We start from the raw sequence: 20828 nt of genomic DNA on the forward strand, positions 1-20828 counted from the left end.
GCTACTAGATTGAGGGTATTCTTTTTGGTTCTCTACGGTGTCCGGCATAGAGACAGTTGAACCGTCTATTACCTTCCCATTGTGACCACACCACAAATGTTCTTCTTCCACTTTCTTTTCTAAGCTTTGTATCAAGTAATTAAAAAGCTTCTCTAATAATTCCTCCGGCAATTACTTGGCAACTCTTGAGACACTACTGCTCTAGCAAGCTTTGCAGTTCTAGAAAAAATCGCTCTCTTAGATAGCCGGGGAATCACAGATTTTTGGAGTTTCATACAGAATTTTCAATTCAACCGTCTCAACAGAACTGGGAACGTCTGATTCGAGCAGTAAAGTGTTCCAGGCAGATGAATAAGTGTGACGTTTTTTAACCAGTTGGGTCACAGTATCGTAAAACACTACATTCTCAATGCTATTGTGAGTATCGCTATGGACAATATACGCGGGTTCCGGAACCCTGGGCAGTAGACCTGGAAGAACTCGTTGAATCTGTCCAGCCACCTCAGGGTTTCTGGACGGCTTTTGAAGATCACACAGAATCGAGAAATACCAACTATATTGTTTACCAATTTCCAGGGCTTTTTCTTTGCTTGACAGTGTCAATCCGGCAATGATACCTGGATTTTTAGAAAGCTGAAACTCTCCTAAGGTCTGAGGAAGTTGGGCATAAACAGGGGCTTGAACAAGATGTCTGTTTTCATCTAACAGCACAAATTTTGCTAATTTTACTGAAGGTTGGTAAGGAGGAAGATAAAACCAAAATGTTGGATAACCCTCAACCGTTGACCCTACTTTACCGCCGGATCGCCGATAATGGCATAGCTGCGGGCATCATTATTCGCTGTCCACAGACTTGCTAAATTCAAATCATCGGCAGTTTTGCCGAACTTAATGTCTTCCAGTTCGACACTCAGATCGGAGGAAAGTTCGGCATAGCGTTCGTTAAAATATTCTACAGCAGATCCGACCGGATGCCCTTCTAGCAGCCGCTTCAGAGTGCTTTGAAAAACCCCTAGCTGTCTGCGAGCGACATCAGTCCCGCGAATGTCTGACCAAGAGAAAGAGCAGCCCCAGGCGCGCTCTACATGCCCGATGACGGCCAATGCACCGCCCTTGGGATGACTCAGCAGTCGTTGGGGTAAGCGGGCAACAAAGGCATGGGGGGCGATCGCCGATCGTTCGGTACTATTTCCTCCGGCTAGGTTGTCTCGATGGAGAAAGTCATCCAGTTTGGGCGTACCTGCCCCGTAACAGGCGAAGTGAAAGGCTATTAAACCGAGCAATTGCGCTTCGTCACTGACATCACCTGCTGAAAAGTAAAAGTCTTCTGGAATTGCACTGCGCCACTGCGAACCTGGCCAATCCTGACAAAGCAATGCGCCCTGATGTGGAGCTTGGCGAATATCTCCGTTGGGAAACCCCATCCCATGACTGGCGGTAAACAGTAATCCTGGGGTGGCATTGCCGCCTAGTAACTCGCTTAAGCGGGTTTTAGTGGCTGCTTCTCGAAGGATCGACTGCACCTCCCAGTCTGGTTGGTCTTGAGTCATCCATTCGGCTAGGGGTTGAACTAGATGAGCAGTACTCAGTTGTGTGGCATTATCTTCGTGATTGCAGACACCAAAGAAGCTAGCCTGACATGGCAGTGAAAAGTGACCAGTTTCCGCTTCTACTACACTGCGAGCATACTGAGCATACTCTTCAGGTTTGTCGAAGCAAATTCGACCTACGGCATATTGCACATCAAGTTGATACTGAAAGCGATAGGGAATGCTTTCGGGATCGCCCACGATCAGTAAATAATAGGGCATTTTGTCCGGATCGGCGGGTCCTGGCCCAACGCTATACCGGGCTAAAAACTTATTTTTTGATTCACCAGGACGATAGAGGTATTCCTGGTAGTATTTCTCGTTGTTCTGGGTTGCTTGCGTTTGCCGATGCTCTAATAATTCCCGCAACGCTTCTTTTATGGCTGGATTAGGACCTTTTGCCTCTGGGTCACAGGCAAAGATTACTCCCCAGCCAGTTTCTGCCAAATTTTTGGGATCAACGCCCTCTAATGGGGCAAAATCTGGTTCTAACCCTTTAACATAGCGGTCTTTACGCTGGAGTTCTTGCAAGTGCGCTGGGTTAAATTCTTCGCCCTGAGCAATTTTGGCGACTTGCTCAGGAGTCAGTGGTGGGAGGAGATACTCACCAGTGGCACCATCGATCCCATTGAAATAGAGATGTTCATTGAGCATTCGCATCCTCCATGTGTTATTTTAGATGGGGCTAAAGATGGGCTAGAGCCAGTTTCCAACCAGTAAGAAGGGCGCCCAGTAGCGGGGGTGGCTATAGAGGCTATCCGCTAATAATGCGAGTTGGGCTTGGCGCAGGGCTTCAGCGCGGCTTGTGTGGGGCTGAGTGATGCTATTGTAGAACGTTGAGATCAACTTTTGACTGGATTCGTCGTCCAAGCTCCAGAGGGAAGCGATCGCACTCCGCGCGCCAGCTTTAACAGCCGCTCCGGCAATTCCCAAGGTGGCACGATCGTCACCGGAAGCGGTTTCACAGGCACTCAGGATCAGCAGTTCAATGGCATCGGCTCGATTGAGGACGCGGGTACGGAACATTTCATCAAAATCTTTCAACCGGATTTTGCCATTGAGAAAAAGCTTGCTGGCCGCGGTTAAGATGAAGGTATCCTGAGGGTTGGAGCTAAACTGTCCGTGGGTCGCGAGGTGAACAATTTGAAAGGAAGAATCATTGAATTTTTGATTGAACAAATCGCGTGTAAATTTTTCATCCCGAATCAGAGTCGCTGTGACTCGCATCGTTTTTTCAATCTTTTGAATCGCATCCAACTCCCCCTCTACATTGGTTAATTTGGCAAACTTAAACTTGTCCCCAGATTGATACGGAGGATTGGCGAGGCTAGCTGCCAATACTTTTAAGTGCTCGTTTGGAAGTGGCTGAGGATTACTCAAATCTAACCCCAGAGAAACCGAAACCGCATATTTCTCAATCAGATAATGCTCTCCGTCATAAAGCGCAGTCATCGGGATGTTACGGAAAGGCCCATCCAGAACAAAAACAATCGTTTTTATGTGTGCGCTTTCCAACTGTTTCTGGGCAGGCTGAATTAGCCATTTGTAAATCTTCTGCCCGTTCCCTTTGACGGCATCAAAGGTATAAGACTCTTGCAGATCGCGTTGAAATTGGGTGATCGTAGCCTTAGCGGTTGCTTCAGGTAAATCGGTTCGATAGTGGAACAGCTTTTGATTGGGTAGTCTGACGATCACCTCAATGCGATCGCCAAAGATGATCGGAGAGAGGATCGCGGTCAGAGAATTGGGCTTATCCATAATCTTGTCAAGCTGTTGCAAGCTTTTTTCAGCACAGGGTTGCTGAAGGAAGTTTTGCAATTCGGTAATTTGCAGCGATCGCATGACCTCACGTGCTGTTTGCAGATTTGTATCATCTGCCTCTTTTGTCTGTTGGAGTTCTTTTGCTCCGGTAATTTGAGGTTGCAGCAGCAAATCGGCAAATTCCCGATAGGCTTGTTCTACTGGATGTTCTTGAAACGAGAATTGCAGATCCGAGTTATCGAATACCAAATCTGTTCTGAGCAGTTGTAGGGTGTTATAGGCTTGATTGTAGTTTTTGATTGCCCGCTCTGGATTGTTTGCCCGGTCGAGACGACCTAACTGCCAAAACCAGCGATAGGCAATTTCGGGAGCATTGATCGTTTTGGCTAGGTTCAGCGCTTTAGTTGTGAGGCTCAACGCCTGGGCTGTCAGCTTGAAGGCATTATTGCCCTGCTGCTGTTGGGCATAGGCTTGACCCAAATAACCTAATGCATAGGATTGTGCTGCCTGATCGCCTAGTGTTTGGGCTTGTTTGACTGCAACTTCTAGAAGTTGAGCGGCTTGATTGCTGGCTTTGCTGTCTTTGAGTTTTGATGGGAGCTGGTCTAGCTGCAACAGATTATGCGCTAGTTGAATTTGTGCATAAAGGGCTATCCGACTGAGTGGCAGGCGATCGAGTTGCCCTTGAATTTTGGTTGCGATCGCCAAAACTTCCTGCGTTGGTTGGGCATTATCGACATTAATCGGTTCATAATCAGACTGAGTAGCCAACAGCAGACTTTGTTGATTGGATAGGGCCTGAATTTTGCTAGTTGGGGAGTCAGTTTCTTGAGCCGCCTGCAGATAATATTTCAGCGCCTTGCTTCGATATGCTCGCACTTCCGGCTGAAGACATGGAGCGGGTTGTAGCCGTTTTTGCTGTTGATAAATGGCGCGGTAGGTATTGCCTAAGCTAATCTGGGCTTTGGTGATGTCAACGGAAGCCTTTAATTTTCGAGCCAGTTCCAGACCTTGCTGTAAGATGGCTGCGGAGTTTTGGGATGGCTGCGACGTTTGGGGCTGCGCCAGTTGATCTGCTTGTAAGTACCCGACTAATCTCAAAGTTTCGCCATAGTTGAGGAGAATGGCCAGCTGGAGGGGTTCTTCTGGTGGCAGTTTTTCATACAGTGACCCCAGCAGATTATTCGCTCGCTTGTAGAGACCGAGGGTTACTAATGCTTGGGACTGGTTGATTTGACTACGGACAACATCGGCTTGATCGCCTGCCTGTTGAAAGGCATTAGCGGCGAGTTGCCAGCTAGTGAAGGCATCGGATGCCTGTCCCTGGTCTAGTTGTAGGCTACCTTGAATGGTTTGGGCTTCTGCCAAAATATGTAGCCACTCACCCGTGGTTCCCTGATTGGGTTGTTTCAGCAGTTGCAGACTCTGAGCGATCGCCGGATTGGCTTTGTTCCATGCGCCTAATTGCTGGTATGCCTGAGCCAGGTAGCTCAGGGTCATGGCTTGATGCAAGCGATCGCCTTGAGCGGCAAAGGCATCTGCTGCTTGTTGCCAAAGGGTGACTGCCTGTTCCAGTTGCCCTTTCTGGTAATTGGTTTTACCTTGCTGCACTAGATCAAGGGCAGAACTGGTTGATTGATTAGCTTGAGCGGGGAAATTACTTTGCGTGGATGAAGCCAGATCCCCACTCCCCTGAAACAGAGGGGGGGCGAAATCAGGGGGATGGCGATGAGCTGGAATCAGTTGTGCATTACTAGGAATATAAATGAGGCTCAAAACCAGAATCAATAGAGTTGTGCCAATTCCTAAACCCAAGAATCGTAATAAACGTTTCATCTGCCGTAAAAGCGGTAATTGCATGGTTAATTCCTTTTTAGGGCTTCAGGAGGCTGGAATCGGCTGGACAGGTGATCGGGTTCTGCTGGAGGGGTGATGCGATCGGGTTGGTGGATTGGGCAACTAGGCGAATCTTGCCATTAGGGGCAACAATCCATCCTTGGGCTTCGATGATGGGGTGGGGTGAGGTGCGGGGGGTGGTAGTAGCAGGGGTAGCGGGGCTGTTGGCAAGATTATTTGTAACTGTGGGGGTGCCTAGTTCGGTGAGGACGCGGGAGCTGGGGAAGACATCCTCTGGACTGGCGGGAATGCCACTCCGACCTGTTACCACAAATTTATTTTCATTCAAGGTAAACCGTTTACCAGTGGCACAACCCTGAGCAATCAGTCGTGAAGTGTCAATTGGTACTAGGTTGAGTTCTTCCAATCCCTGAGTAACATCCAGATTGAGTGCGTTAACAGTGACAACACCATTCAACGTGGGATTAGTCTGGGAGATGGCAGTAATATCATTCTGAAAATTCGCTTTATTTAAAGTTACATTACTGGGGTCCAGTTGGTTGAAATCTGTAGTGTTAGGGGATAACCCTAACCGTGTAGCTAGATCCTGCCGACTTAACGGGAAAATCCAAAAGAGGTTTTTGGCATTGATCGTTACTTTACCGCCACTGCCACCAAAGGCGTTGGCAGTAATATCATTATTTTTTAGTGGGTCAGAAACGATAAATGTGCTGTCAATTGTGATGTTACCACCATTACCACTGCCAGACCCATCTGTACCTGAAGTGGTAGAAATCTTACTGCCGCGACGTAGCAGCAAAATATCGGGATCAATCGTGATGTTGCCCCCATTACCGTTTTTGCTAGTAGCAGTCACAGAAGAATTATTATCAAGAGTGATTCGATTGCGGGCATTAAAAAAGATACTCCCTGCTTGAATGTTAGGATTTGTGGAATCAGAAGAGTCATTGGTTGTAATTTTAGAGTTATTCAGCAGCGTCAAAGAACGTAGCGAGCCTTGGGTAATTAATTTTCCATCAGAATTCAAGTTGGTTCCAATAAAAATCCCTCCATTATTACCATCACTGGAGACTTCGCTGCCCTTTTGAATCAGGACTTGATCGCGGGCATTAATGAAGATATCCCCTGCTTTAATTTGAGGAGTTGTATTAGGCTTATCAGGATCAGGAGAGTCACTGGTTGTAATTTTAGAGTTATCCAGCGTCAAAGAACTTAGCGATCCTTGGGTAGTTGATCTATTATCAGAATTCAAGTTGGTTCCAATAAAAATTCGTCCATTATTACCCTGGCTGAGAACTGTGCTGTTACCTTTGATAAAAACCTGATCGCGGGCATTAATTATGATATACCCTGCTTGAATTTTAGGATCTGTATTAGGCTTTTTGGAATCAGGAGAGTCATCGGTTGTAATTTTAGAGTTATCCAGCGTCAAAGAACTTAACGAGCCTTGGGTAGTTGAGCTATTATCAGAATTCAAATTGGTTCCAATAAAAATTCGTCCAACATTTCCCTCGCTAGAGACTTCGCTTTTATCTTGGATCAAGACTTGATCGCGGGCATTAAGAAAGATAAACCCTGCTATACCACTACCAGAATTAGTTGTTGTAATTTTAGAGGTATTCAGCGTCAAAGAACTTAACGAGCCTTGAGTAGTTGATCTATTATCAGAATTCAAATTGGTTCCAATCAAAATTCGTCCAAAATCACCCTGGCTGGAGACTTCGCTGCTATTTTGAATCAAGACTTGATCGCGGGCATTAATGAATATGTCCCCTGCCAAACCACTACCCAAATTAGTTGTTGTAATTTTAGAGTTATCCAGCTTAAAAGAACTTAAGGACTCTTGGGTAGTTGACCTATCAGAATTCAAATTGGTTCCAATCAAAATTCGTCCATTATTACCCTGGCTGGAAACTTCGCTGTTATTTTGAATTAAAACCTGATCGTGGGCATTAATGAAGATATTCCCTGCTTCAATTTGAGGATCTGTATTAGGCTTTGTAGGATCAGGAGAGTCATTGGTTGTAATTTTAGAGTTATCCAGCGTCAAAGAACTTAGCAAGCCTTGGGTAGTTGATCTTTTATCAGAATTCAAGTTGGTTCCAATCAAAATTCGTCCAAAATCACCCTGGCTGGAGACTTCGCTGCTATTTTGAATCAAGACTTGATCGCGGGCATTAATGAATATGTCCCCTGCCAAACCACTACCCAAATTAGTTGTTGTAATTTTAGAGTTATCCAGCTTAAAAGAACTTAAGGACTCTTGGGTAGTTGACCTATCAGAATTCAAATTGGTTCCAATCAAAATTCGTCCATTATTACCCTGGCTGGAAACTTCGCTGTTATTTTGAATTAAAACCTGATCGTGGGCATTAATGAAGATATTCCCTGCTTCAATTTGAGGATCTGTATTAGGCTTTGTAGGATCAGGAGAGTCATTGGTTGTAATTTTAGAGTTATCCAGCGTCAAAGAACTTAGCAAGCCTTGGGTAGTTGATCTTTTATCAGAATTCAAGTTGGTTCCAATCAAAATTCGTCCAAAATCACCCTGGCTGGAGACTTCGCTGCTATTTTGAATCAAGACTTGATCGCGGGCATTAATGAATATGTCCCCTGCCAAACCACTACCCAAATTAGTTGTTGTAATTTTAGAGTTATCCAGCTTAAAAGAACTTAAGGACTCTTGGGTAGTTGACCTATCAGAATTCAAATTGGTTCCAATCAAAATTCGTCCATTATTACCCTGGCTGGAAACTTCGCTGTTATTTTGAATTAAAACCTGATCGTGAGCATTAATGAAGATATCCCCTGCGTTTCCAATTGAGCCAGAACTGACTGAGCTAAGGACTTGACTATTATCAAATGTCACAGATTTACTGGCAACAATATTTATATTGCCCGCATCCCCTGTTGCCGGTTTTGGGTTGTCTTTTCTACCAACAAGGGTTTGCAAACTTGCGTTCTTTAAAGAAAGTGTTCCAGTGGTAATAGTGATATTACCACCAGTGCCATCAGCACCAGGCTCTAAAGTAGAGAAAGCCTGAGAACCATCAAACGTTACAGATTTACCAGCAAAAATATTTATATCGCCTGCATTTCCCGTTGCGAAGCTTGCACTAGATAATTGTGCACCTGGATTAACATTGAGAGAATTGGCAGCAATTAAGAAAATAGTATCAACATTGCCACTAACACCGGCGGTGGTAGACGCTACAACCTTTTCATTGATATTAATATCTCCACGGGAATCAATGACAACTGGACCACCACGAGTATCTATTCTTTTATTATTATTGTTGTTTAAAGTAATGTTACCTGCCAATGAGCTATTTGGTTTATATTGATTGCTCAAGAAGACTAATCCGTTCGACTGGTCAATGCTAATATTAGCGATCGCAATATTTGCGCTTGTTGGAGCGGGGGTTGAAACTGGAAGTGCAGGGGTAAAAGTGCCCGCGCCAGTTAGAAATGGATTACTGATCGCACTTGAATCTACACCAGACCGAATATCCACTGTAGGTTGATTACTACTATCAATAGGAACTATCGTTCCATCAGATAGGGTGACATTCTCTATAAGAGCTTGCCCAAAAGGAGCATTACCTGTAATTTTGACATCACCTGTAATCGTGACGCTCCCACCTGCCAGAATGTGCAATGAAGTTCCGGTGTAAGTGTCAAAGGTGACATCTCCACCAGTCTTGATAATTGGGTCATGGGGGCTGAATAAACTTCCTAAGCTGCCATCTAAGCGCTCAGTTCTGAAATTACCACCACTCCAAAAGTGGGCATCACCGCCTACTGTGTTATCAGATCGCAACACCAAATTTTCACCCGCAAACAATCCACTATTTGGGTGACTTAGGGCAGCAATATCAATCCCCTGATTTCCCTGTATCAGAAGATTGCCCCCCGCCGCTGCTACAAACGGAACTGTTGGACTGTCTTTTGCTGTCACCGTATTGGTTGCCAGCAACGTCAAATCCCTACCTGCCTGCAATTGTCCATGCAAGTCTAGATTATCTGCTGCCAGAGTCAGGTCTTTTCCTGTGGTTAAGTTACCGCCATTCGTAATCGTTGATCCCGATGGCCTCGCCCCAAACTGCACCCCCGGCACTAAATTCACCGCCAACAACGAGGGAGCCTGGGGATTTATCGCGCTATACTCGCTGCCATCCGGCAACTTCAGACTTCCCGCAGTCGTCCCTACAAAGGAACCGCCAATATTCAGACTGGCATTAGGACCAAACACAATCCCATTCGGGTTGAGCAGATACAGATTGGCGATGCCATTCGCTCTAATCAAGCCATCAATATTCGACATTGATGAGCCAGTAACCCGCGTCAGGATATTTTGAATCTGAGTGGCATTGTTGAAATAGGCTTCCCCGCCCGTGGGGATGGAAAACTCGCGGAAACTGTGAAACAGGTTTGCCCCCCGCACCGTACCGCCATTAATCACCGTACAGGCAGCACACATTCCCGGTGACACCTGCGAGTTTACCGGCAGCGTCTTGTCAGGCACAATCTGCGCCTGCGCTGGACTAACGCTGGTCAGAAATGCGATGGACAAAGCTCCACCGTAGGCGATCGCATTTCTGACTGCAAACCAGATTTTAGGTGTATTTTTTATCATTAACTTTGTTTTTTAATCTTAGATTTCGCAAGATCCTACAAGCTTTGTTTCTTTGAAATGATGCAATTACCGAAATACTTAGTAACCGTTCACAGAGGTAGATCATTCGTTGAAATGCTAAAGCTGTTGTTTAGCAAGGATTGGGACTGATTTATTATATCTGCTAATAGTACCTACAAAATGTCCACAAGAAAAGTTACAAACTAGTATAGCACCGTTGACTATTTAAAATTAATCGAAAAAAATCTAATCTAGACTGGTTATTGTACTGTTTGCGCGTGATTCCATATCGAACATTTTTTCTCGCCCTGTAAACTGTTACGATAATTGTTTATTACATTACTAATATTTATTCTCCTAAAAAAAATATTCATCGTGTACTAGACAGAAGAAATATTGGTGAAAAGCTAAATATCTAGCAATATTTATTAACCCAGCTTTTATCGGATTAATGCTTACAATTGTGATAAAAATTTACCAGAAAATTTTTCGTAAAGCGCAATTTTGCTGTTTATCTGACTATATTTCACTATTTTATGAAATTGGGTTTTGTAAGTATTGCTACAGCACTCCTAAATCAGTATATGTTCCCTATGTTGAATAAATCCCATCTACCCTGGTTCTGTTTGAGTTTGGCAGTGATCGGTAATCTATCTGTAAAACCACTCAATGCCCAAACTATCAATTCTGCTCAAGCTCCCACCCCTACCCTGCCACTCCCACAGGATGTCATCCCCCTTCCCTCTCCAACGCCTCCTACCCTCCCGCCTGCGCCCACCTCACCCCAACCGCCCTCTTCAGCCCCAATCCTTCAACCCGGCACCCCAATTACTCCACCTTCGGCACCCATACCAGGGAATGTTCCTGCCACAATTACAGTCACGCGATTTGAGGTCATCGGGAGTACGGTATTCAGACAGCAAGATTTTGCCGATATCACTAGACCTTACACCAACCATCCCATCTCTCTAGCAGAACTATTTGAGATGCGATCCAAGATTACTAAACTCTATTTAGATAATGGCTACATCACTTCTGGAGCCTATATTCCGCCCCAAGATTTAGAAGGCGGAGTGGTCAAAATTCAAATTAGTGAAGGGGGAGTGGAAGACATCAAAGTTACGGGAACTCGGCATCTCAATCCGAACTATGTCCGCAATCGTGTAGCACTAGCCACAACTAAACCCCTGAATCAAAAGCGTTTGGTAGAAGCCCTCCAGCTTCTGCGACTCAAAGATGATCGGTTGATTAAGAATATTTCAGCTGAACTGTCTACGGGGACGCAGCCAGGTGAAAGTTTGCTGGAGATCCAAGTGACCGAAGCTCCGATTTGGGAGGCTCAACTCACCCTCGATAACGCACGCACACCTAGTGTGGGTACTTTTCGTCGCCAACTGCAACTGACCAATTTTGACCTTCTGGGCTTGGGCGACAGTCTATTCCTGGCCTATACCAATACTGATGGTAGTAATTCCCTCGATACCAGCTATACCATTCCTTTCAATCCCCATAATGGTACGATTACATTAAGCGGCGGTTTTGCCTTCAGCCATGTAATCGAGAAACCATTTGATGTCCTCGATATCGACTCTAATTCCAATTACATTGAACTGACGGTGCGTCAACCAATTATACGAACCACAACTCAGGAGTTTGCTCTCGGATTGACAGGCAGCTATCGGGAAAGTGGAGCAACGCTGCTGGGAGGCGAGATCCCATTCCCATCAGTGGGAGCCGATGCTGGAGGAACGACTGCCATTACAGCCCTGCGGTTTTTTCAAGATTACACAATCCAGAACAGTAAACAAGTGGTGGCTCTTCGTTCTCAGTTCAGTTTTGGATTGGGTGCTTTAAACGCTTTAAATGCTACGCCCAATACTTCTACTCCTGAAGGCAACTTTTTCTCGTGGAGAGGACAGGCACAATATGTCCGGTTGTTAGCTGAAGATACATCGCTGCTGCTGCGAGGAGATATTCAACTGGCAAACAAAGTCCTGGTTCCCTTAGAACAATTTGGACTGGGAGGAGAGGAAAGCGTCCGGGGTTATCGCCAAGACCTATTACTTACAGATAGTGGCATCTTTCTGTCTGCTGAAGTCAGAATTCCCATCTTTAGAATTCGTGATTCAAAAATGGTCTTACAACTCACCCCCTTTGTAGACTTTGGTCATGGCTTTAACCAGGAAAGTGTCGTCAATCCTTCCCAAAATCATTTTGATTTAGTTTCGATTGGTTCAGGGTTGCTGTTCAATATGAGCGATCGCCTCACGGCTCGATTTGATTGGGGTATACCCCTAATTAGCGTCTCTGGAGATAAACAAACATTGCAAGAGCAGGGGTTTAATTTTTCCTTAATCTACAGACAGCCGTTCTAATACCTGTCTTTAGTGTGATTTGAACCATAATTTATGTTGTCCTGGTTTATGTAAATGCCTTAAAATTCTCCCATCAGTTAACTTACGGCTAATAGCCAGGCCTGTAACTGCATGATACTTTTCGAGTCTTGTCTGTGACACGCTGTTTGTGTTTGAGCCTCACCCGTCCTTTGCGCGTCTTTGTTAGGAAAAGGGTAAGGACTTTAGTCCTTATTTTCTAAGCACTCTTCGTGCTTACTACAAAACCTCTTGCACTAGCTTTACAAAGTACTAGTACCGCAAGGCAGAAGTTACTCATTCACTCATTCAAAAGTATTATGGAATGGGCTTTTTAAGGATTTTAAATTGTTGCTCTATTTACGCCGTGGCGTACTAGTTATCTCTAACGAAAGAGGCGATCGCCTTTTTTATCGGATAACCGGAATCGTCTCTGGTATAATCCGTCAGACCTCGATCAATGAATGCAGAGGTAGTATCTATTAACTGCTTAAGAATCTCTGAACTAGCGTTATCTATTTCTTCAGTGACTTTTTCGCCTGTAAATCGGTTTTTTCGATCTTCTGGAGGTAATACAATGCGAGGATCTTTATAAGTCTCTTTTGGTTTGGGTTTAAATGTCTCATTTAAGTCAAACTGAAGACGTAAGTAACGTTTAGAATCGTATCCACCCATGATTTGTCGGCAAATGGTACTACCAATCTCAGATGTAGGTTCCATAAATATATTAGTAAGATGTTGTGCCCAGTTCAAGCCTCTCCATTTGCTTATTTGCTCATATTGATATGGTTCACCAGTTTGACCTGTGCCAATAGAAAGGATAGAAATATCTTCCAATCGCAGATTATCAAGTTTATATTTTTGCTTGATTGTTGGAGAGACTGAAGACTGACTAATCCTCAGAACTAGACTCAAAGCTGCAAGAGAGGGGTTATTAGCAGAAACTCCTCCATCAATGTGTGGAAATTCCCAATCACCAAATTTTTGTTGATCTACAGGTTTTAATTTATATGGTGGGAAAAAAGTGGGAGCTGAGGCAGAAGCGGTACATATCTCCCATAAATAACAGTCGTCGTACCATTTGTCTCCTAGATCGGGATGACAATTTGTAAAAAAGGTTGTATTACGATATAGCGTATCGTAAGCAAGAATCAAGATAATCGGTTTTTCAATATCCTTTATTCTTGTGGCTTTATACGCATCTTTGAGGACGCTAATAATTCCATCATGAGAATATTTAGGTGCTGAAAATACATCAAGAATTGGTTTGATGATAGACGGGAAGTTTTGATAGCGCTCTTTTCTACTGAGCGGGAATATATCTTTACCTCTATCTATATACAGTTTAATGAGTTCATTACTTTCCTTTCCTAGAGCAATCCCTCCTGCTAATATTGAACCGGTAGAAGTGCCTGCAATCAGGTCAAAGTATTCGTGTAAAAAGTTTCCTTTCCCCTGATTTCTAATTTCTTGTTCTACTTGTTGAAGTATTCGTGCTGCAACGACTCCACGAATACCGCCACCGTCTAAAGCCAAAATTTTGAAGGACATAGCAATTCTCCTTGATTATTTCTGTTAGCTTATTTACTCCTATCTGGTATGTTCAAGTATGACTTCGATGTATAATTATTTGTCTACTACGTAATCTTAAATAAATATTTGCTATAAGAAAGTTAAAGCTTGACCCCGCACTTGCGTATTTACCTGGCCTTTGTCATAAACTATTTCACCACCGACAATGGTGGTTTTAGCCCAGCCAGTGAGGTTCCAGCCCTCAAAGGGACTCCAACGGGATTTTGTTAAAAGTTCCTCACGCCGAACTGGACGGTATATGTTTAAATCTACAAGCACTAAATCGGCATCATAGCCAGGTGCGATCGCTCCTTTATTAGGAATACCATAAGCCACAGCTACAGCTTTGGACATCCAGTTGACAACTTGAGCCACAGTACACTGTCCCTGCATCGCCGCAGTTAACATCAAAGCTAGGGAAGTTTCCACCCCAGGCATTCCTGAAGGACTATTGGGGTATTCTTGAGCTTTTTCTTCTAAAGTGTGCGGCGCGTGATCTGTAGCGATGAAATCAATCACGCCATCGCGCAAAGCTTGCCAGAGAACTTCGTTATCGTGGGGCGATCGCAAAGGTGGATTCATCTGTGCTAATGTGCCAATCTGCTCATAGGCACTAGTATTTAACAACAAATGCTGTGGTGTTACTTCTGCTGTTACCCAACTAGGTTTATGCTGACGCAGCAAATCTGCTTCTTCAGCTGTTGACATATGCAGAATATGCAGACGACGTTGATATTTTTGAGAAAGTTTTAATGCTAGTTGGGTTGCAAGCAAAGCCGCTTGATTATCTTGAATTTGGGAGTGAATGGCTGGATAGTGGATGTTGGCAAATTCTTGGCGTCGTTGGTTGATTCTAGCTTGATCTTCGGCATGAACCGCAATCAAGCGATCGCCTTTAGCAAATATTGCAGAGAGGGCTGTTTCACCATCAACCAGCAACTGACCATGCATCGACCCCATGAAAATCTTAATTCCCGGTGTTGGCTTTGCCAAAAGCAAATCTGGAAGATTCTCTGCTGTTGCCCCAATAAAAAAGCCATAATTAACCAAGCACTTGTTTGAGGCACGTTCTAGCTTGTCGTCTAAAGCTTGCTGTGTAGTTGTCAGGGGGCGTGTATTGGGCATTTCCAAAAAGGAAGTGACTCCGCCTTTAGCACAGGCACAACTGGCGGTGAATAAATCTTCCTTGTGTTCTAGTCCAGGTTCTCGAAAATGCACCTGCGGATCAATAACTCCTGGCAACAAAGTTAACCCTTCTGCGTCAATTTCTATGGCTAGTGGCGTTTGGGAGATTTCTGGCGCAACTTCGACTATTTGGCGATCGCGCGTCAACACATCCCCAATCATCAGTTCACCATTGGGTAGGATTATGCGAGCGCGGCGAATCAGTAGAATTTGTGGAGATGACATAGGGTTCAACAATTAAAAATGAATAGATTCAATCGTGGCAAGAGTTATGGCTATTTTCCGGACGCTTTCTTAAGCAAAGGCAGCTTATGTATTACAGAGAACTATGCTTTTAGGTTAAACTGAGTCGCGATCAGAGTGAGCAATTTTGCCACCTATTAAAAAAAATTTATTTTTAATTTATGAAGAACCCCGTCAATCAATTTTGGATTTTAGATTTGGGATTTTGGTGAAGCAGGGCGCTCTTCTCACATTGGGAGAGGCTAGCGCCTGCCGTAGGATGCCCGAAGGGCTGTAGGGGGTTTCCACGCCACTTGCTTTATGCCTCTTAACCCGTCCACCCTTACGGGTTCGCCAGTCACCTGCGGAGGGAAACCCTCCCGCAGTGCTGGACTCACCGCAGTGGCTCCCTATGAGCGAGTGCACCAAGCCGAAGGGATTGACCTTATCCTAGAAAGGATATGGTTTGGGAATTTTAAATTGGTTTCGCCCACCAGAGGCGAGTCATGAACCAGAATAAACACTCCCAATCCAAAATCTCAAATCCACAATCTAAAATTGGTAGTCAAGATGCAAACATGACTAGGAAATTAAAGTTTTCCCGTTAAGATTAACAGATAAAGTCTCACTAGGCGAGTTAATTACCTATATCTTTTCTTCAGTTAAGTAATTTCATGCATAATCAAGTGTCTGATAACAACTCTAGTCAACAACCTGATAATTCCTGGATCGCAGAGCTAGGTAGAACAATTGTATTGAGCATTGTTCTAGCTCTGGGAATTCGTACCTTTGTTGCTGAAGCACGCTGGATTCCTTCTGGATCGATGGAACCGACTCTGCATGGTACGCCAAACCAGTGGGAGGCAGACAAAATCATTGTCGATAAGTTGAAGTATAAATTTGCTGACCCGCAGCGGGGAGATATTGTAGTATTTTCACCTACAAAAGAATTACAAAAAGAACAATACCAGGATGCTTTTATTAAACGGGTAATTGGCTTACCTGGAGAACAAGTACAACTTAAGGATGGCAAAGTTTATATCAACAACAAACTCCTCCCAGAAGCTAATTATCTCAGTTCAGGGCAGAGTACAATAATTGATGTTTGCCAATCAGCACCACAGCCAGCCTTTTTGGCAAAACCCCAGACTATACCAGCCGATTCATATTTAGTACTAGGTGACAATCGTAACAACAGTTATGATGGTCGCTGCTGGGGTGTTGTCCCCCGTCAGAATATTATTGGACGGGCTGTAGTTCGCTTCTGGCCTCTAAATCATGTTGGAGGAATAGATAAATCACCACTATATCCATAAACAACTTCATGACGAATAATTAGCTTGATGCTCTTGCTCAAGAAGAATTTAGGACTGTTATATTCTTTGCTTGAGCAATCAGCTAGCTTCCATAAGAAAGCAAAAGAGAATGGGATATGCCCAATATCAGATGTAAGACCATTATCGAGGGTACTGTAATACTAATCTTCTGGACTATTGGTCTATATATCCTTATTTTTACCGAAGCTCGCTGGATTCCTTCTGGCAATATGGAACCGACTCTGCATGGTACGCCAAACCAGTCGGAGGCAGACAAAATCATTGTCGATAAGTTGAAGTATAAATTTGCTGCACCACAGCGGGGAGATATAGTAGTATTTTTACCTACAGAGGAACTACAAAAAGAACAATACCAGAATGCTTTTATCAAAGGGGTAATTGGCTTACCTGGAGAACAAGTACAACTTAGAGATGGCAAAGTCTATGTTAATAACAAACCCCTACCAGAAGCTAATTATCTCAGTTCAGGACAGAGTACAGCAATTGATGTTTGCCAATCAGCACCACAGCCAGCTTTTTTGGCAAAACCCCAGACTATACCAGCCGACTCATATTTAGTACTAGGTGATAATCGTCAGAACAGTTATGATGGTCGCTGCTGGGGTGTTGTCCCCCGCTAAAATATTATTGGACGTGTTGTAGTTCGCTTCTGGCCTTTAAATCATGTTGGAGGAATAGATAAATCGCCACTATATCCATAATTAACAATATTAACAATATTGGTAAGATGGACAAATAACAAAAGAATTTTAGATTTTAGATTAAAGACTGCTAAATCACCAATCTTTAATCCAAAATCGTTCGACTGAGCGACTTAGCCTTGAGCGTACCCCTCCGGGGAAGCAAGCTAGCAAGAGCGTCTCGTAGAGAAGTCGAAAGGAGCCGAAGTCCAAAATCCAAAATTGCGATGATGCCTTACCTAGCCAAGATTTTACTGTATCCAGTTAAGTCACTAGATGGTATTGAAGTTGAGAATGCTAGAGTTCTTGCCAGTGGCGGACTACAGCATGACCGCGAGTTTGCCATTTTTGACGAACAGGGTAGATTTGTCAATGGCAAGCGTCATCCTAAAATCCATTTACTAAGGGCGCAATTTGCACTCTTAAATAGAACTATCTCGTTGCAAATTCCAGACGGCGACTTAGAACACATTTTTCATCTGGATGAGGAACGGCAAGCATTAGAAGCAGCTTTGAGTGATTTTTTTGAGTTTGCTGTCACATTGGGACAAAACTGTCTGATTGGTTTTCCTGACGATACACACTCACTCGGGCCAACGGTAATTAGTACGGCAACGTTGGTAGAAGTATCTTCTTGGTTTCCCGGTTTAAGTGTAGATGAAATCCGCCGTCGGATGCGTGCCAACATCGAGATTGATGGTGTACCACCATTTTGGGAAGATCAGCTATTTAGTAAACAAGGTGATTTAGTCTCCTTTCGAGTGGGAGATGTACACTTTTTTGGGGTTAACCCATGTCAGCGTTGTATAGTCCCAACACGCGATTCTTACTTGGGGGAAGCTTACCCAAACTTTCAAAAAATCTTTGCAACCAAGCGACAAGCTACTCTGCCAAATTGGGTTACTTCATCGCCTTTTAATCACTTTTACAGATTGAGTGTCAATACTCAATTACCCCCATCGTCAGCCAGAAAAATTTTACAAATCGGTGATGAGGTTGAAATACTTTTATAATAAAATTAATATTTATTCAAAATAAAAAATACAAAGTAAATTTTTTGGATTTTTCTTGAGTTTGCTACTCAATTAGAAAATGAAATTGGCGATCGCCTAGTTAAAATTGTCACATTTATAGGCTTTGAAGTCAGAGAAGCTACAGATGGTACTGAAGCGATCGCTAATTGGGAATCTTGGCAACCACTACACACACGATTATTATTGCCCTAACTGCCAGCACCTTTGAGGAAGAACGCCAGAAAATTTGTCAATTGGCTGCGATGATTTTATTCGCAAGCCATTCACGCAGGAAGTATTATTGGAAAAACTGAGCTAACATCTAGGTGTAAAGTATACTAACCAAGTAGAAACCATAAACACAGGAGTTATCGATCACCCTACACAGATGCTTGTCAGTGTTGCCCAACTCCTGAGCCATTTATCACAAATATTATCTAAGTGGTTCCAACAGATACACTATGCGGTAGCCAGCTGTAGTGATGAACTGATTTTAGAGTTACTCAAGCAAATTCCATCAGATAATGGTCAAGTTTTCCAAGTTCTCCGGGATTTAGCGAATAACTACCAGTTTGAGAAAATCATGGAATTGACTAGAACAAACGTAGAATGAATTACGAGCATTTAGACGCTGATAAAAAAGATATTTTGATCATTGACGATATGGCGGACAACCTCCGGGTTTTATCCTCCATATTGACAAAGAATGGGTACAACGTTCGTAAAGCCTTGAACTGGCAAATGGCACTGACAGCAACTCAAACAGTATTACCGGATTTAATTTTACTTGATATTATGATGCCAGAAGTAGATGGCTATCAAATTTGTCAGACCTTTAAAGCTTGGGAATTAACAGCCGATATTCCGGTAATTTTTATTAGCGCTTTAGATGATGTTTTTGACAAAGTTAAAGCCTTTAGGGTAGGTGGTGTAGACTACATCACCAAACCTTTTGAGTTTCAAGAAGTTTTAGTGCGCGTGCAAAATCAACTGGCATTGAGGTCGGCGCGATTAGAAATATTGAAACTAAATGTCGAACTAGAACATCGGGTAAAGCAGCGGACTGGGGAGCTAGAAAAAGCTCTAGAAAAACTCCAAGAAGAAATCACTTCCCGCCAGAAATTGCAAAGTCAACTGCTAGATATGGCGCTGCATGATTCACTGACTGGATTACCAAACCGAGTTTTGTTTATCAGGCGACTAGAAAATGCTCTAAATCGGGCAAAGCAAGAATCTAGTTATCAGTTTGTGGTACTTTTTTTGGACTGCGATCGCTTCAAAGTTGTCAATGATTCTCTTGGTCATTTGGTGGGAGATGAATTGCTGATAGCCATTGCTCGCCGCCTGCAAGCATGTCTGATACCTATTGATACTCTAGCACGATTAGGCGGTGATGAATTTGGAATTATCCTAGAAAATATCACAGACATCAACATAGCAATCCAAGTTGTCGAACAGATTCTGCAACAGCTATCACTTGCTTTTAAACTGTCAAGATATGAAGTATTTATGAATGCCTGTATTGGTATTAGTTGGGGTAATAAAGATTACGATTGCCCAGACTATTTGCTGCGAGATGCTGATACGGCAATGTATCGGGCCAAGGCTCAAGGAAGAGGCAAATATCACGTTTTCAATCCAGCAATGCATCAGGAAGCTATTCAGCTTTTAGAGTTAGAAAATGACCTGCGAAGGGCTGTAGAAAGGCAAGAATTCCTCGTTTATTATCAGCCAATTGTTTCCTTGACTACAGGGAAAATTTCTGGATTTGAAGCTTTGGTGCGCTGGCAACATCCGATTCGTGGTCTAGTTTATCCCACAGAATTTATTCCTGTAGCAGAAGAAACAGGTTTGATTAATGCCATCAATACTTGGGTATTACAGTCAGCTTGTCATCAACTAAGCATCTGGCAACATCATCCAGTGACACTAGAACCTCTAACTATTAGTGTCAATTTGAGTGCAAGGTTATTTTCACAGCCCAATTTAGTAGAACAAATTGACCGAATAATTTATGAAAATAAAATAAATCCTGCATACTTAGAATTAGAAATTACAGAAAGTGTCATTATGGAAAATACTAATGCGATTAAAATAATTCTTCAAAAACTAAAGCAGCGAAAAATCAAGTTGATTATGGATGACTTTGGTACAGGATATTCCTCTTTGAGTTACCTGCACATCTTTCCTTTAAATGCACTCAAAATTGATAAATCTTTCGTCAAACGGATGCAGGAGAACAAAGAGAATATGGGATTAGTACCAGCAATGATTGGCATTGCCAACTCGATGGGGATGAATGCGATCGCTGAAGGTGTCGAAACACAAAAACAGTTAGCCCAATTGAGAAGTTTAAACTGTAATTTTGCTCAAGGATATCTGTTTTCTAAACCCATAGAACAACAATTGGTTCTTAAGTTGCTTGCCGCAGCACCTCAATGGTAGCTATCAAATAGCACCTGGGAAAATTTCATTGTTGACACTTGCCTAGATAATCTGCGCGTGCTATCTACTATACTGCGGTAAGCAGGCTATCAGGTTCGCAAACTTCATACAGCAGATTGCGACTTAGTGAGGTACAGATTATTCTAAGGGCATAACAAT

Annotated in this window: 9 protein-coding genes and 3 pseudogenes; 6 read left to right on the top strand and 6 right to left on the bottom strand. The window is 43.4% G+C overall.

Annotated elements, in window-relative coordinates; genetic code table 11:
- Positions 1–237 precede the first annotated feature (237 nt).
- The 4 genes and pseudogenes from V7K48_RS12425 to V7K48_RS12440 all read right to left on the bottom strand — a co-directional run.
- Positions 238–735 (bottom strand): annotated as a pseudogene (locus tag V7K48_RS12425) (DUF928 domain-containing protein); the annotation flags it as partial.
- A gap of 53 nt (positions 736–788) precedes the next feature.
- Entirely contained in the window at positions 789–2243 is a 1455-nt protein-coding gene (locus V7K48_RS12430) for a hypothetical protein (protein WP_335072796.1), read from the bottom strand.
- A gap of 42 nt (positions 2244–2285) precedes the next feature.
- Positions 2286–5210 carry a CHAT domain-containing protein gene (locus V7K48_RS12435; RefSeq protein WP_335072798.1) on the bottom strand — a complete coding sequence of 975 codons (2925 nt, stop codon included), beginning with the start codon at positions 5208–5210 and terminating at the stop codon, positions 2286–2288.
- Between the two features lie 13 nt (positions 5211–5223).
- Positions 5224–9843, bottom strand: coding sequence for a two-partner secretion domain-containing protein (locus tag V7K48_RS12440; RefSeq protein ID WP_335072800.1), 4620 nt, complete (start codon positions 9841–9843; stop codon positions 5224–5226).
- A gap of 536 nt (positions 9844–10379) precedes the next feature.
- Between V7K48_RS12440 and V7K48_RS12445 the strand changes: the two genes are divergently transcribed.
- Positions 10380–12218 carry a ShlB/FhaC/HecB family hemolysin secretion/activation protein gene (locus tag V7K48_RS12445; protein ID WP_335072801.1) on the top strand — a complete coding sequence of 613 codons (1839 nt, stop codon included), beginning with the start codon at positions 10380–10382 and terminating at the stop codon, positions 12216–12218.
- Positions 12219–12590: 372 nt separating this feature from the next.
- Here the strand turns inward: V7K48_RS12445 and V7K48_RS12450 are convergent, their stop codons facing one another.
- Both V7K48_RS12450 and V7K48_RS12455 read right to left on the bottom strand, forming a co-directional pair.
- Positions 12591–13766: a patatin-like phospholipase family protein gene (locus tag V7K48_RS12450; protein ID WP_335072803.1), complete on the bottom strand. Its 1176-nt coding sequence runs from the start codon at positions 13764–13766 to the stop codon at positions 12591–12593.
- Positions 13767–13877: 111 nt separating this feature from the next.
- Entirely contained in the window at positions 13878–15197 is a 1320-nt protein-coding gene (locus tag V7K48_RS12455; RefSeq protein ID WP_335072805.1) for a dihydroorotase, read from the bottom strand.
- A gap of 671 nt (positions 15198–15868) precedes the next feature.
- Between V7K48_RS12455 and lepB (V7K48_RS12460) the strand changes: the two genes are divergently transcribed.
- The 5 genes and pseudogenes from lepB (V7K48_RS12460) to V7K48_RS12480 all read left to right on the top strand — a co-directional run bounded on the left by lepB (V7K48_RS12460) (position 15869) and on the right by V7K48_RS12480 (position 20669).
- Positions 15869–16510 (top strand): signal peptidase I, encoded by a 642-nt coding sequence (gene lepB, locus V7K48_RS12460; protein ID WP_335072807.1) that lies wholly within the window; start codon positions 15869–15871, stop codon positions 16508–16510.
- 116 nt (positions 16511–16626) lie between these two features.
- Positions 16627–17232, top strand: a pseudogene (gene lepB, locus V7K48_RS12465) (signal peptidase I).
- Between the two features lie 209 nt (positions 17233–17441).
- Positions 17442–18224 carry an MOSC domain-containing protein gene (locus V7K48_RS12470; protein ID WP_335072844.1) on the top strand — a complete coding sequence of 261 codons (783 nt, stop codon included), beginning with the start codon at positions 17442–17444 and terminating at the stop codon, positions 18222–18224.
- A gap of 191 nt (positions 18225–18415) precedes the next feature.
- Positions 18416–18837: pseudogene (locus V7K48_RS34995) on the top strand (response regulator); the annotation flags it as partial.
- Positions 18834–20669, top strand: a complete 1836-nt coding sequence (locus tag V7K48_RS12480; protein ID WP_335072811.1) for a two-component system response regulator — start codon at positions 18834–18836, stop codon at positions 20667–20669. The pseudogene V7K48_RS34995 and the gene V7K48_RS12480, both read left to right, overlap by 4 nt.
- Positions 20670–20828 lie beyond the last annotated feature (159 nt).

Source organism: Nostoc sp. (assembly GCF_036919615.1).
Classification (GTDB): domain Bacteria; phylum Cyanobacteriota; class Cyanobacteriia; order Cyanobacteriales; family Nostocaceae; genus Nostoc.